This is a genomic window from Streptomyces sp. NPDC002838 (assembly GCF_040295365.1).
GTDB lineage: Bacteria > Actinomycetota > Actinomycetes > Streptomycetales > Streptomycetaceae > Streptomyces.
Map to the genome: position 1 here is coordinate 1 of NZ_JBEOVF010000109.1, position 12729 is coordinate 12729.

Here is a 12729-nt window from a genome sequence, read left to right on the forward strand (position 1 = left end):
CCACTCGCACGCCGTCATCGTTTGCTCATGGTCCGGGCAAGGAGCGCTCATAAAGGCCGCCACCCACGATGCGGATACCGGAGCGGACTCTCAAGCTCCGGGTGGTGGGGACACCGTCCGGAGGAGATCGCCATGGACCCGAGAGTTCATCCCTCGTCTGTCGTTCCTCTGGGGGCGTCACGCCGGCGGCCCTCACAATGGCCAAGGCCGGGGCGGCGAGGTCAAGCCCGCTCCTTATTCGTCCGCGTTCGGGCGGGCCCCGGACGGTCACCGACGAGCAGGTCGCCGCGGTGGTCACCAAGACGCTGGAGTCGACGCCGAAGAGCGCCGCGCACTGGTCGACCCGGGCGATGGCCAAAGAGATGGGTCTGTCGCAGTCGACCGTGTCACGGATCTGGCGTGCCTTCGGCCTGCAGCCGCACCGCTCAGAGACGTTCAAGCTGTCGACGGACCCGTACTTCGTCGACAAGGTCCACGATGTGGTTGGCCTCTACCTGGACCCGCCCGAGCGGGCGCTGGTGTTCTGCGTGACGAGAAGTCACAGATCCAGGCCCTGGACCCGTCACAGCCGACGCTACCGATGATGCCGGGTGTCCCGCAGCGGGTCACCCACGACTACGTGCGAGCGGGCACGACCACACTGCTCGCCGCACCGGATGTGGCGACCGGCAAGGTGATCGGCTCCCTCCACCGCAGGCACCGGGCCGAGGAGTTCAAGAAGTTCCTGATCAAGCTCGTCCAGGAGGTACCGTCGGGCCTGGACGTCCATCTCGTGCTGGACAACTACGCCACCCACAAGACCCCAGCCATCAAGACCTGGCTGCTGGCCCACCCGCACTTCCACCTGCACTTCACCCCCACCGGATCGTCCTGGCTGGACTTGGTGGAGCGGTGGTTCGCCGAGCTGACCAACAAGCAGCTACGGCGAGGCGTCCACAAAACGTCCCCGCTCTGGAGAAGGACATCCGGGCCTGGATCACCGCATGGAACACCGATCCCCAGCCCTACGTCTGGACGAAGACCGCGGACGAGATCCTCGAACGCCTCGCAAGCTATCTGAACACTGCGGGAGTCGTACGCCTTGTCGGCGCGCACCCGGTCCGGGCCGGCGAGGGCGACCAAGACCGAGCCGAGGCACCCGGATCTCCTCCAGGACCGGCTCGAACTGCGGGGAATCACCCCGCTGACCGGCTGTGATCACGGACAGCGGCTTCTGCCCCTGCTCGACAGCGAGGTGAATCTTGGTGGTCAAGCCGCCCCGGGGAGCGTCCGAGACCGTGGTCGGCCGGCTCGACGGCGATGCCGCCGGGCGGCTCCTTCTGCAGGTCCCCGTCTTCCCCCGCCCGGGCGGCGTGCTGGTGGGCCCGGCAGACGGTGGAGTCGACGTTCACATCCCAGGCGATCAGACCCTTCGCATCGGCCTCGGCCTGGAGCCGGGTGCCGATCCTGGCCCAGGTGCCGTCCCGCTGCCAGCGGCGGAGTGAAGTAGGCCGCCGACGAGGTGCCCGTGGCCCGGGTCCTTTTCCGACGGCCCCTTCCCGAACGGTGCGGGCTAGTTTCCCAGCACACCGCTCTCCAGTGATCTTTCCGGGTGGATGAGGTCGCTCGTCCCGCGTGGATGTCCTCATGGCAAGGCCGACAGACGACCAGGGTCTTACGTCGTCTCGTTGCCATCAACTTCACCCACACGGGGCGCTCGGCTCGGCCCTGTTGCGTGAGATCGGCGAGTTTCCGGATGTGATGGACCTCAATCCGGCTCGTTGATCCGCATATCTCGCAGCAGTCCGCAAGGAGCCGCTTCACCAACTCGGTGGTGCTGATGTGGTTGGGTTTCAACGGCTCTCGGTCGGCCATTACCGCTGTGCGCTGCCGTTTGAGCGGGATGCCGCCGAAGCGGGCAACCAGCGCCTTCTTCTCGCCTCCGCGCTCGACGATGACTTCAAAGCATTTTCGAGGGCCGTCCGGGGTGTCGATGGTCGCCTTGTGTTTGCGGGCCATCTTCGTGACGGTCGATCTGTGCTTCGACGCCAGTCCCGCGTTCCCGGATGACGTCCAGCACCGTTTCGGCGCTCTGCATTGCGCATACCTCCCCTTACTGGACGTCGAGTTCACCTGTGCCCCTTCGCCCTCATTCCGGCTTTCCCGGACTTCACGGCCGGTCGCAACTCCGGCGACTACTATGGGCACTCCGTCGCCGTAGGGCTCGCGCCCCGTAGGCGATCCCGTGGTACGTCTTCGCTGTACGTATCGAGCACGACGTAGGCCGCCCACTCATCTCCTTGACCGCCCTCACTGGGCGACGCCCCTCTCCTTGGAGGTTGCCGTCCGAACCCGTTCTTCAGAGCCCGGCAAGGAAAGGGCACCGGTTTCAGGTATCGTTCCGGTGAGTTTCTATTTTTGCCGCTGGAGATTGGGCTTCAAGCAATCCAGCCTTGGCCATATCGCGCGGGTCTTGCGGCCCTCCGCCCTGGATACCTCCAGACGGCCACCGCTTTCCTGACATGCTGTTGTCCCCTTCGGCTTTCGCCTCCAGGTAAGTCAGGCGACCCAGAAACATTCCTCCAAGTTCCTCCCGATTGAGTCGGGGATACAACGAAGCGCCTCACGGCGCACACAGGTCATAGACCCGGCCCCAGGGGCCGTAGCGTTACGGCACATCGCGCCAGGGGGCACCGGTCCGAGTCCGCCACCGTACGCCGTCGATCAGCTGCCGCCGCGTCCACACCGGCGGACGGGCCGGCTTGATGCCCTTCGGCAACAACGGCCCCGCCGCGTCCACTGCCCATTCGTCAGATCACCACGCCCCACAGTGCATGATCATCCACGATCAGGATCCACTTCCGCGACAGACCCTGGCTCATTCACATGTCCGCGGGGTGCTTGGAGAAGAGGAACACGGGGCTCTGAGCTCACGGCTGCGCGCTTCGGCAAGGTGAGGATTTCGGCTCCGTCGTTGGTGATAGCGATCGTGTGCTCACTGTGTGCTGTCCGGCAGCCTGTCGCACTTCGGAGCGTCCACCCGTCGGCATCAGTGACGAGTTGAGCGGTGTCCGCCATGACCCACGGCTCCAGTGCCAGCAGCAGCCCAGGGCGCAGTTTGTATCCACGGCCAGGCCGTCCGGTGTTCGAGACGTGCGGGTCCTGGTGCATCGTCGATCCGATGCCGTGACCTCCGAACTCGGTGTTGATCGGGTACCCCGCCTCGCTGAGGACCGTGCCGATGGCATGGGAGATGTCGCCGATGCGAGCCCCGGGCCCGGCAGCGGCGATCCCTGCGGCCAGCGCGCATTCGGTTGCACTGATCATCGCGACGCTCTCCGGGGGCCTTGCGTCGCCCAGGATGAAGCTGATGGCGGCGTCTGCAGCGACTCCGCCTCTGGAGACGGCGAGGTCGAGGGTCAGCAGATCGCCGTCGGCAAGCGTGTAGTCGTATGGCCGTCCGTGGAGCACGGCGTCGTTGACGGCCGTGCAGATGTAGTGGCCGAACGGGCCGCGTCCGAAGGATGGCTCGTAGTCGACGTAACAGGACGTAGCTCCGGCCTCGACGATCATGGCCTTGGCCCACCGGTCGATGTCCAGAAGGTTCGTGCCGATCGTGCTGCGGCTCTTCAGTGTCTGCAGGATGTCAGCGACCAGGGCGCCTGTGTTCTTTGCTCGGGCCAGCAGGGTGGGGTTCAGGATCTCGATCATGTAGCGCCCTTCTCACGGAACCAATAACTATACCGGCCATACTGTACCGGTATTAGAATCGGAGTCATGGTCAGATTGCCGCTCACTCCCGCAGAAGTCGAACGCGGACAGCGCCTCGGCGCTCTCCTACGACGGGCCAGGGGAGAGCGCTCGATGCTCGATACCGCGCTCGCCGCACGTGTCTCACCGGAAACCCTCCGGAAGATCGAGACAGGCCGCGTGGCCACCCCCGCCTTCCCGACCATCGCGGCGATCGCCGACGTCCTCGGCCTCTCCCTCGACGCGGTGTGGGCCGAGATCAGCCAGCCCGAACGTGGCATTGGAGCGACCAACTCTGGTCACCACGCACGACAGCAGTTGGCCTCGTAAGTCCCAATCCCGCAGGGTGTCGCCGGCGGGGGGTGGAAGTTCGACGGGACGTGGAGCGCGCGTTCTGGATCAAGATCGCGGAAGAGCTGACCAGCGAGGACGCGGCGACTGCGTGCGGCGTATCAGGTCCGGTCGGCTCCCGATGGTTCCGCGAGCGTGGTGGCATGTCGTCGATCAAGCTCAGCCCGCCGTCGGGCCGGTACCTTTCGTTGAGGATCGCGAGGAGATAGCGGTGCTCAACGCCCAGGGCGTAGGGGTACGGGAGATCGCGCGCCGGCTGACCCGGTCGCCGTCGACCATCTCCCGGACACTGCGGCGCAACGCTGCGACGCGGAACGGTCAGTCGGACTACCGGGCCTCGATCGCGCAGTGGAAAGCGGAGCTGGCTGCACGGCGCCCGAAGACACCGAAGCTGGTGGTCAACGCGCGTCTGCGCGAGTACGTGCAGGGCCGGCTGACCGGACAGATCGCACTCCCGGACGGGACCCGGGCGGCGGGGCCGCAGACGCCGCAGTGGGAGGGCCGGAACCGGCCCCGGCGGCAGGACCGTCGGTGGGCGACGTCGTGGAGCCCGGAGCAGATCTCGCACCGACTCAGGGCCGACCCTGATGATGAGTCCATGCGCATCTCGCACGAGGCGATCTACCAGGCCCTGTGCATCCAGGGGCGCGGCGCGTTCAAGCGCGAGCTGGTCGCCTGCCTGCGCACCGGACGTGCGCTGGGGGTCCCGCGAGCACGCTCCCGACAGCGCGCCGGCGGTCACGTCACATCCGACGTGATGATCAGCGAGCGGCCCGCCGAGGCCGAGGACCGCGCGGTCCCGGGACACTGGGAGGGCGATCTCATTCTTGGCGCAACGGCCACCGGGACAGGCTGCTGACCACGCAGGCCGGCGACCTGGACCTGAAGATCCCCAAGGTGCGGACCGGGTCGTTCTTCCCTTCTCTGCTGGAGCGGCGCCGGCGGATCGACCGGGCCCTGTTCGCCGTGGTGATGGAGGCACACGTCGCAGGGTGAGGATCTCACGCTCTCGCCTGGACAACAGCGGAGCCGCTCTTGAGTTGACTGCTCGTCGCGCGTTCGCCGTGACGGCCGGAACGGTTTCGAGGACCACGACGAGACCGCCGCGCAGGACCGCCTCCATCGCTCCGGTGAGTTGTGCGGCTGTGATGTCGGGAGCAAGAGCTCCCATGGCACCCGCCCCCAAACAGACGTCCGCTTCCTGAGCATTGAGGACACCGAAGACAAGGGTGCGGGCGACTGCAGCACCTGAATCCGGCAGGGTCGCCGGTGACCGTGCAGAGCCTGGTTCAGTTCTCCACCAGGGTCCGCAGCGTGCGGCGGAGTTGTTCCGCCGCGCTGGGACTGATCCCTGCGAGGAACGCGCTCTCGGCTTCCCCATGCGCTACCTGTGCGGCGTCGTAGGCCTGCAACCCCTGGTCAGTGAGCTCAACGACGTTCCGGCGCCGGTCTGCCGGATCCGGTCGTCGCGTGACGATGCCCTTCCGTTCCAGCACGTCCAACAACGCCACCATCGTGGTGCGGTCGATGCCGAGCGTCTGCGCTACCTGGAGCTGCGATGCCGGTTCACGGTGGGCCAGGACTCGAAGCGCCCCGAAGTCCTTGCTGTCGATCCCGAACGGTTCGAGCGCTGTATCCGTCAGCGCCGTGAGCTTGAGGGCGGCGTGCTTGAGGAGGTAACCCAGGACGTCGTGCGGGTCAGCGGTGGCGCTCGCTTCGGTGGACATGAGCCCCAGCTTACGCTTAAGCTGATCGTCAGTATTACTGACGATCAGCATCACAACGAATGGCATTGAGATGATTCTTGTCACCGGAGGGGTCGGCTTCATCGGCTCCCACACCGTCCGCGCACTCGCTGAGGCGGGTGAGGAGTGCGTCCTCCTCCAGCGCCGCAGCCCGCAGGTTCCTCCCCACCTCGCAGACCTGCCCGTGCACGTCGTCCAAGCCGATGTCGCCGACCTCGACGCCCTGCTCGCCGCCGGCCAGCAGTACCCGATCACGGGGATCGTGCACCTCGCCGTCGCCCTCCCGTGGCCGGTCAGGAACGACGACCCGATCGACGCATCCGGGCGGGCGCTGGAAGCATTCCTCAACATCGTCCGCGCCGCGCAGGCCTGGGGCGTGCGCCGCATCGTGACCGCTAGCACCATCGGCGTCTACGGATTCACATCCCAGGGTGCACTCACCGAGGACATGCCGATCTCCCTGGAGCACTTCCACGTCATCCCGACGTTCAAGAAGATCACCGAGCTGCTCGCCGGCCACCTGTCGGAGAAGACCGACGTAGACATCGTCAACGCACGCATCTCCGGCACCTGGGGGCCCGGCGGGCACCTGCCCGACCCGTTCTTCGCGGCCCCATCGCTCGCACACGCTGCAGCACAGCAAAGCGAACCCGACCTGGCCGGACTCATCGCGCCGCCGCACGCCGAGGACGCGCTCGACCTGCTCTACGTCAAGGACACCGGTCGCGCGCTTGCGCTGCTGCAACTCGCCGATGAACTGCACCACTCGACGTACAACGTCGCCTCCGGTCGTGCCACTAGCAACGCCGACGTCATCACCGCGATCGAGTCCGTCGCCCCCAGCTTCCAATGTGAACTCCCCTCGGCCGGAGCTCGCCCCGTAAGCTGGCTCGACATCACGCGTCTGCGTGAGGACACCGGATTCAAGCCCCAGTACGACACCGCCGCCGCTGCCGCTGACTACATCGCCTGGCTTCGCGCTGGAAACAAGCGGTAACCCGCGACCGCGGCCGACGCAAACTCATTCCTGCCTACCGGAGGACCACCCATTGTTTCCCGGTAGGGCACTTGCCCCCAGGGCAGGGCTTCGGCGTCGCGTGACGCCCGGTTCCTGATCATTCCGAGGCCGAGGGGTGCGAGGGGGCGGCGAGGGCCGCGGGCGTTGAGGCGGAGGCCGGCCGCGATGTTCTTCACTCCGGCCGTGCGGAGGGCTCCGATGGCGAGGTTGCGCCAGCTGGTCATCGCGCGGGGAGCGTTGCCGGTCCGCAGCTGGGAGGCGTCCTCGGCGAAGGTGGTGTCGCGGACGTGGTGCAGGACCTCGATCTTCCAGCAGTCGCGGAGGAATTCGGCGAGCTGGCCGCAGTGGCCTGCTCGGCGGCCAGGCTGGTGACGGCGTAGACCGTCTTGACGGTGGCCTTGCCGGTCTTGCGGTCGGTGCGTCGGCGCTTTACCTGGACAGCCTGGCGGGCTCCGGGGAAGACGAGGCTGTTCACGGTGGCGACCTTGATCCGGCGGATCTCCGAGCGGCCGTGGGCGATGCCCCGGGTGCGTCCCTGAAGCGGGATGTCCTTCCAGGGAAGGGACTTGAGTTAGCGGCGCAGCTTCTTCTGGTTGCCCTTGACGATCACGATGTAGTGGGCGCCCCGGGCGAGGAGGTAGTCGGCATGCTCGCGCTGGGTGTGCATCGCGTCACTGGTGACCACGACGCCGGCCAGGTCGGCGACGACTGTCCAGCAACAGCTGGAAGCAGGTGATCTCGTTGGTCTTCTCGCCGACGGCCAGCTGGGGCCAGAACCAGGCCGCTGGCGTGCTCCAGTGCGGCGAGCACGTGGATCTTGCGGCCCTTCGCCTTGGCCACGCCGCGCAGGCTCTTGCCGTCCACTGCGAGACCGCGCAGCCCGGTCGGCGGTCGGCGGTCGGCGGTCGGCGGTCGGCGGTTCGGCGGTGCCAACTCCCGACAGCCAAGTCCAGCGCGTCGCCGTCGATGCGGGCCAGCAGTCGGCGGACCGTGGTCTCGACGGGCAGGACCCGCCTGGGCAGAAGCGGATCGGGGTCGGCACCGACCTGTTCCAGCACATACCCCGGGGCATCGGCGATCCATTCGCCGACCGCCAGCAGCGAGGTCGCTCCGGCCAGCACCGCGCACGCGGTAAGAGCGAGCACGACGGCCAGGCGGTGGCGCCCGCGTGGGTCACGCGGGTCCGGCACATCGGCCAGCCGCTCCAGCAGGCCCGGGACCTCCTCGGGTCCGACCTACGGATTCTCGCGCAGTTGGTCAAGGGCAGGCGGGTGCTGCGGCGTTTCACCCGCGGAGGCCCCAAGCACTCCACCTATCAAGCCCTTCGAAAAGCTGGGCTGCGCGGTGCGTACGGTCTTCGCGTGCGACTACCTCGCCAGCCCCGACCGGCGCCCGCGAGATCCACGGCGGGCTCCAGGTCGTGGATAACTGGAGCAGCGCGGACACCGTGCTGCACTACGGCAAGGACGGCGCGCTGACCGGCCCGGACAAGGAGCACGCCGAGACGTTGATGCTCGCGCTGCACCTGCTCCAGTCCTCCCTCGTGTACCTGTTGACTGACCTACTGGGAGAGTTTGCCCAGTTCAGCGGACAGCCCGTGGCGCGCGTGGCTATGGTCCCGCCCCATGGTCAAGAGAGATGGGCAGGGCCGAGATCTACGCTCGTTGGTGGTACCGCGGATCGGGTCGCTCCTAGAGACCGGCGATGTGTGGGAGCCGTATCGGCTGCTTGATCCCGCCGGGACTGTCGTCGAGCCGGTCGCGGTGTACCTGAAAGACCTGCAGGGCATCGGACGGCCCGCGACGACGCAGCGTTCGTACGGGATGGATCTGCTGCGCTGGTTCCGGTTTCTGTGGGCGATCCGGGGGCGCTGGGATCAAGCGACCCGGCGGGAGGCGCGGGACTTCTCCCGCTGGATCCAGCTCAGCGACAAGCCGAGACGGCCCGGTGCCACCGCCGCGTCGGCGATCCCGAATCCGGTGACGGGGAAGGCGGGACTGGGCCGCAAGTACGCGCCGACCACCCGTGGCCACAGCGAGAGCGTGCTGCGTGGCCTCCGACTCCCTCACCAGCGAGTTCAGAGAACACGTCAACACGCTGCTGCTCCAGCAGGTCCTGGCCGAGCTGTGGGGAAAGAAGGTCACCGACGAGGACCGAAGCGGCCTGACCGCGCTGTTCTGGTCGAACGTCAACCCGTACGGCACCCTCCGCCTGGACATGGACAAGCGGCTCGATCTCGGGCTGCCCGCTGCCGTGCCCCGCCCCCGTACCCCGGCGGACACCCCCGGCCGAGCCACCACGGAGACGCGATGACCGAGACCCACGACTTCCAGGACCTCACACCCCCCCCGGATGAACGAAGCGGCCTGGAGGGCCCACGACCTGCTCCGCGCGTACGCCGCACGGGACCGAGCCGCGATCGTCGAGCATCTCGCGCACCTGGAGGACGACCAGTTGGAGTTCGCCAAGGGGGGTCGCCCACTTCTACAACGACAGCCCGCGGAGTGCTCCGGGACAACCGCTGCCGCCCCGACAGCACGACCTGCCGCGGAGATGAGCAGGCGTTCAACCATGCCGCGGGGATTAGGGCGGACCGTCTGCTGCTACATCTGGAAACCTGCCGGCCCGCGCACTGCGGCGGCGGCTAGCTCCCTGACCCCGGCGGCGGATACGGGCACGCCGGGCGCCTGCTGGGCCCAGGCCGCAAGATCCCTCGGGGTGAGGCCGGACGGCGACTGGCCCACGTACGGAATGGCGTACAGCGGGGTGTTGGGTTCGCTGCGCCAACTGTCCGCCAGCGGGCCGAGGTCCACCGCGTCGAAGCCGAGGACGTCCAACAGGTCGGCCACCTCATTCTTGGCGCCCGGGTCGTCGCCGGACAGCGGCAGCGCGGTGCGGTCGGGAGCTCCGGCGGGGCGGTGCAGCTCCAGCAACTGCTTGGGGATGATGGAGTGCAGCACCTTCACCACCCGGGCGCCGGCGAGGTGGCGCTGCACGAGCTCGCTGGAGGTCAACTCGTTGCTGTCGAGCTCGGGGGCCCTCCAGTTGGGAGTCGGCGCGTAGTTCATCGGGTCGATCACGGTTTTCCCGGCGAGCTCCGCCGGGTTCAGCTGCTCGTGGACGGATAGCGGCACGGCCGCGATGACCAGGTCACCGGCGCTCGCTGCTTCGGCCGGGGTGGCCGCGCGGGCCCGCTGACCGAGCTCGACGACGAGATCAGCCAAGGTCTCGGGGCCGCGTGAGTTGCTCAGGACGACGTTCAGGCCGGCGTCGACGGCGCGGCGGGCGGCCCCAGCGCCGACCGTGCCGACGCCGATGATGCCGAGGGTTGTGGTGCTCACTATGTGTTCTCCGTTCGGTGTCCCCGCGTCGTGGTACTGGCGGCCAAGACCGCTCAGGCGGGCTCGTACCCATCACAGCCGAAGGTGACCTGCGCGAACAACGACCACTAAGGCTCTACAGCGATCACATCGTGTGATAGATCAGGAGAGTGGAACTGAGAGCGCTGCAGTACTTCGTAACCGTCGGCGAGGAGCTGCACTTCGGGCGTGCGGCGCAACGGCTGCATATCGTGCAGTCGGCGGTGAGCCAGCAGATCGCCCGGCTCGAACGTGATCTCGGGGTTCGTCTGCTCGACCGCAATTCACGCCGAGTACGGCTCACCCCGGCCGGCGAACGGGTGCTCGCCGCGGCCCGTGACACCCTCGCCGCGGCGGCCCGCGTGCGCGTGGTTGCCGGAGAACCGGCGGCCGTCCTGCGGATCGGAGTGGCGTCCTGCGCCAACCAACGGCTCGACCGGGCGGTGGGCCGCCTGCGCGACACCGAACGCCCCGCCGAGCCGGAACTGGTCGATCTGCCGGTGACCGCGCGCCTGGACGCCGTCCGCGACGGCGAGCTGGACCTGGCGCTGGTACGGGGCGCGATCTCATCCGCAGCCCTGACAGTGGTCCGCGCGTGGTCCGAGCCGCTGCACGCGGTGCTAGCGCGCGAACACCCCGCCGCCTGCAAGCCCGCGATCAGCCTGCACGACCTCGATCCGTACGGTCTGCGGCTTCCCGCCCGCGACAGTGACCCGCCGATGCACGACGCGATCCTCGCCGTCCTGCCCGTGGCCCCGCTGCGGCCCCCCGCCGGGGACATGCTCAACGTGCTGTTCGAGGTGGGCCGGGACCCCGCGGGCTGGACACTGATGCCGGCCGAGCAACTTGCCGGATCCCGCTCCGAACGGGTGCACCACGTGCCGCTGGACCCACCGATGACCGTCGACGGCCACATCGTCACATCACTCGCGACACCGGAGCCGTGCGTGGCGTCGTACGTAGCCGCGTTCGCGGACTGAGCTCACGCCTTCAGCCAGCAGGTCCTTCCGCGCAAAACGGTCCACCACTAGGGGGGCACTAGTCTTCTGAGTCAGGAATTCTGTTCAGATGTGTAGGGTTGCGGGGTGGCGCGTACTGGGCGGCCGAAGGCCGAGTTGATCCTGTCGGACGAGGAACGGGCTGCGCTGGAGGGATGGGTGCGGCGCCGTTCCACGCCGCAGGCATGGGCTTTGCGGTGCCGGATCATCCTGGCGTGCGCCACTGGGGCGTCGAACAAGGACGTCGCCGCCCAGCTCGGTTCGACGCCCCATGCGGTGGGCCGCTGGCGGGCCCGGTTCGTCGAGCACCGGATCGCCGGCCTGGGGGACATGCCGCGTTCGGGCGGGCCCCGGACGGTCACCGACGAGCAGGTCGCCGCCGTGGTGCAGAAGACGCTGGAGGCCACGCCGAAGAACGCCACGCACTGGTCGACGAGGGCGATGGCCAAAGAGATGGGGCTGTCGCAGTCGACCGTGTCACGGATCTGGCGGGCGTTCGGCCTGCAGCCGCACCGTTTTGAGACGTTCAAGCTGTCGACGGACCCGTACTTCGTCGACAAGGTCCACGACGTGGTCGGCCTGTATCTGGATCCGCCCGAGCGCGCTTTGGTCTTTTGTGTGGACGAGAAGTCGCAGATTCAGGCCCTGGACCGCTCACAGCCGGTGCTGCCGATGATGCCCGGGGTCCCGCAGCGGGTCACCCACGACTACGTGCGAGCGGGCACCACCACACTGTTCGCCGCCCTGGAGGTGGCCACCGGCAAGGTGATCGGCTCCCTGCACCGCCGGCACCGGGCCGAGGAGTTCAAGAAGTTCCTGATCAAACTCGACCAGGAGATCCCTGCTGGCCTGGACGTCCTTCTGGTGCTGGACAACTACGCCACTCACAAGACCCCGGCCATCAAGACCTGGCTGATCGCCCACGCCCGCTTCCACTTGCACTTCACGCCCACCGGCTCGTCCTGGCTCAACCTGGTCGAGCGGTGGTTCGCCGAGCTGACGAACAAGCAGATACGGCGAGGCGTTCACAAGAGCGTTCAGGCGCTGGAGAAGGACATCCGCACGTGGATCGCCGCATGGAACACCGATCCCAAGCCCTATGTCTGGACGAAGACCGCGGACGAGATCCTCGAACGTCTCGCCAGCTGTCTGAACAGAATTCCTGACTCAGAAGACTAGGGTGCGTTTCGAAAATGCTGGTCACAGCCACTCGTTGATGGCTGCGACCAGTACGGCAGGGGATTCACCGCTCCGGCAGCGACCGAGGCGAGCCTAGTTCCGACTACGCAGCAAGACCGCGTGGCCGTGGTCGGGAGCCGTCGGTGCCCTTGTGCTGCTGGTGCCTAACACGACATGGCGGGAAAGGGACTGGATGGTCGGCCGGTGGGCCCGCATCACCGGGTGGCGTGGTCGGCCTGCTTGATCAACCGCGCCACGGCCTGCGGCTGGGAAACGGTCACGGCATGTGAGGCCTTGACTTCCCGGGTGTGGGAGCCCGCGCGGTCGGCCATGAAGCGCTGTGCGGCGAT

Annotated in this window: 12 protein-coding genes and 3 pseudogenes; 8 read left to right on the forward strand and 7 right to left on the reverse strand. The window is 67.6% G+C overall.

Translation table 11 applies throughout. The annotated features are described in order from the left end of the window. Nucleotides 1-68: 68 nt before the first annotated feature. Nucleotides 69-1056, forward strand: a pseudogene (locus tag ABT063_RS51005) (IS630 family transposase); the annotation flags it as partial. A 192-nt stretch (nucleotides 1057-1248) separates the two neighbouring features. Here the strand turns inward: ABT063_RS51005 and ABT063_RS51015 are convergent. The 3 genes from ABT063_RS51015 to map all read right to left on the reverse strand — a co-directional run bounded on the left by ABT063_RS51015 (nucleotide 1249) and on the right by map (nucleotide 3690). Next, the gene (locus ABT063_RS51015; RefSeq protein ID WP_351069037.1) at nucleotides 1249-1998 is read right to left on the reverse strand and encodes an HNH endonuclease; all 750 of its coding nucleotides are present in this window, start codon (nucleotides 1996-1998) and stop codon (nucleotides 1249-1251) included. 649 nt (nucleotides 1999-2647) lie between these two features. Beyond that, on the reverse strand, nucleotides 2648-2779 hold the full coding sequence (locus ABT063_RS51020; RefSeq protein ID WP_502991045.1) for a transposase: 132 nt from the start codon (nucleotides 2777-2779) through the stop codon (nucleotides 2648-2650). 38 nt (nucleotides 2780-2817) lie between these two features. After that, nucleotides 2818-3690: a type I methionyl aminopeptidase gene (map, locus tag ABT063_RS51025; protein ID WP_351069039.1), complete on the reverse strand. Its 873-nt coding sequence runs from the start codon at nucleotides 3688-3690 to the stop codon at nucleotides 2818-2820. A gap of 66 nt (nucleotides 3691-3756) precedes the next feature. Here map and ABT063_RS51030 point away from each other — a divergent pair, with 66 nt between their 5' ends. The 3 genes and pseudogenes from ABT063_RS51030 to ABT063_RS51040 form a co-directional block, all read left to right on the forward strand. Then, nucleotides 3757-4059, forward strand: coding sequence for a helix-turn-helix domain-containing protein (locus tag ABT063_RS51030; protein WP_351069041.1), 303 nt, complete (start codon nucleotides 3757-3759; stop codon nucleotides 4057-4059). Between the two features lie 32 nt (nucleotides 4060-4091). Further along, nucleotides 4092-4933 (forward strand): annotated as a pseudogene (locus ABT063_RS51035) (transposase); the annotation flags it as partial. Beyond that, a pseudogene (locus ABT063_RS51040) lies at nucleotides 4906-5073 on the forward strand (transposase); the annotation flags it as partial. The pseudogenes ABT063_RS51035 and ABT063_RS51040, both read left to right, overlap by 28 nt. Nucleotides 5074-5369: 296 nt before the next feature. Here the strand turns inward: ABT063_RS51040 and ABT063_RS51045 are convergent. Continuing rightward, the gene (locus ABT063_RS51045; RefSeq protein ID WP_351069043.1) at nucleotides 5370-5873 is read right to left on the reverse strand and encodes a MarR family winged helix-turn-helix transcriptional regulator; all 504 of its coding nucleotides are present in this window, start codon (nucleotides 5871-5873) and stop codon (nucleotides 5370-5372) included. Between the two features lie 4 nt (nucleotides 5874-5877). Between ABT063_RS51045 and ABT063_RS51050 the strand changes: the two genes are divergently transcribed. Beyond that, entirely contained in the window at nucleotides 5878-6822 is a 945-nt protein-coding gene (locus ABT063_RS51050; RefSeq protein WP_351069045.1) for an NAD-dependent epimerase/dehydratase family protein, read from the forward strand. Nucleotides 6823-7514: 692 nt separating this feature from the next. On the opposite strand, the gene ABT063_RS51055 is transcribed toward ABT063_RS51050, so the two are convergent. Beyond that, nucleotides 7515-8054: a transposase family protein gene (locus ABT063_RS51055; protein WP_351069061.1), complete on the reverse strand. Its 540-nt coding sequence runs from the start codon at nucleotides 8052-8054 to the stop codon at nucleotides 7515-7517. A 665-nt stretch (nucleotides 8055-8719) separates the two neighbouring features. Beyond that, nucleotides 8720-8851: a hypothetical protein gene (locus tag ABT063_RS51060; RefSeq protein ID WP_351069048.1), complete on the reverse strand. Its 132-nt coding sequence runs from the start codon at nucleotides 8849-8851 to the stop codon at nucleotides 8720-8722. A gap of 41 nt (nucleotides 8852-8892) precedes the next feature. Here ABT063_RS51060 and ABT063_RS51065 point away from each other — a divergent pair, with 41 nt between their 5' ends. Next, nucleotides 8893-9156 carry a hypothetical protein gene (locus ABT063_RS51065; protein ID WP_351069051.1) on the forward strand — a complete coding sequence of 88 codons (264 nt, stop codon included), beginning with the start codon at nucleotides 8893-8895 and terminating at the stop codon, nucleotides 9154-9156. Nucleotides 9157-9446: 290 nt separating this feature from the next. Here ABT063_RS51065 and ABT063_RS51070 read toward each other — a convergent pair whose 3' ends face one another. Next, entirely contained in the window at nucleotides 9447-10184 is a 738-nt protein-coding gene (locus ABT063_RS51070; protein ID WP_351069054.1) for an NADPH-dependent F420 reductase, read from the reverse strand. Between the two features lie 149 nt (nucleotides 10185-10333). Between ABT063_RS51070 and ABT063_RS51075 the strand changes: the two genes are divergently transcribed. Together ABT063_RS51075 and ABT063_RS51080 are read left to right on the forward strand one after the other, a co-directional pair. Next, the gene (locus tag ABT063_RS51075) at nucleotides 10334-11182 is read left to right on the forward strand and encodes a LysR family transcriptional regulator (protein ID WP_351069056.1); all 849 of its coding nucleotides are present in this window, start codon (nucleotides 10334-10336) and stop codon (nucleotides 11180-11182) included. Nucleotides 11183-11287: 105 nt separating this feature from the next. After that, nucleotides 11288-12379 carry an IS630 family transposase gene (locus ABT063_RS51080; RefSeq protein ID WP_351069058.1) on the forward strand — a complete coding sequence of 364 codons (1092 nt, stop codon included), beginning with the start codon at nucleotides 11288-11290 and terminating at the stop codon, nucleotides 12377-12379. Nucleotides 12380-12729: the final 350 nt, after the last annotated feature.

Excerpts from the sequence above, each read along its gene's own strand:
- ABT063_RS51015 (WP_351069037.1), bottom strand. The coding sequence starts at position 1,998 with ATGGCCCGCAAACACAAGGCGACCATCGACACCCCGGACGGCCCTCGA.
- map (WP_351069039.1), bottom strand. The coding sequence starts at position 3,690 with ATGATCGAGATCCTGAACCCCACCCTGCTGGCCCGAGCAAAGAACACA.
- ABT063_RS51030 (WP_351069041.1), top strand. The coding sequence starts at position 3,757 with ATGGTCAGATTGCCGCTCACTCCCGCAGAAGTCGAACGCGGACAGCGC.
- ABT063_RS51045 (WP_351069043.1), bottom strand. The coding sequence starts at position 5,873 with ATGCCATTCGTTGTGATGCTGATCGTCAGTAATACTGACGATCAGCTT.
- ABT063_RS51050 (WP_351069045.1), top strand. The coding sequence starts at position 5,878 with ATGATTCTTGTCACCGGAGGGGTCGGCTTCATCGGCTCCCACACCGTC.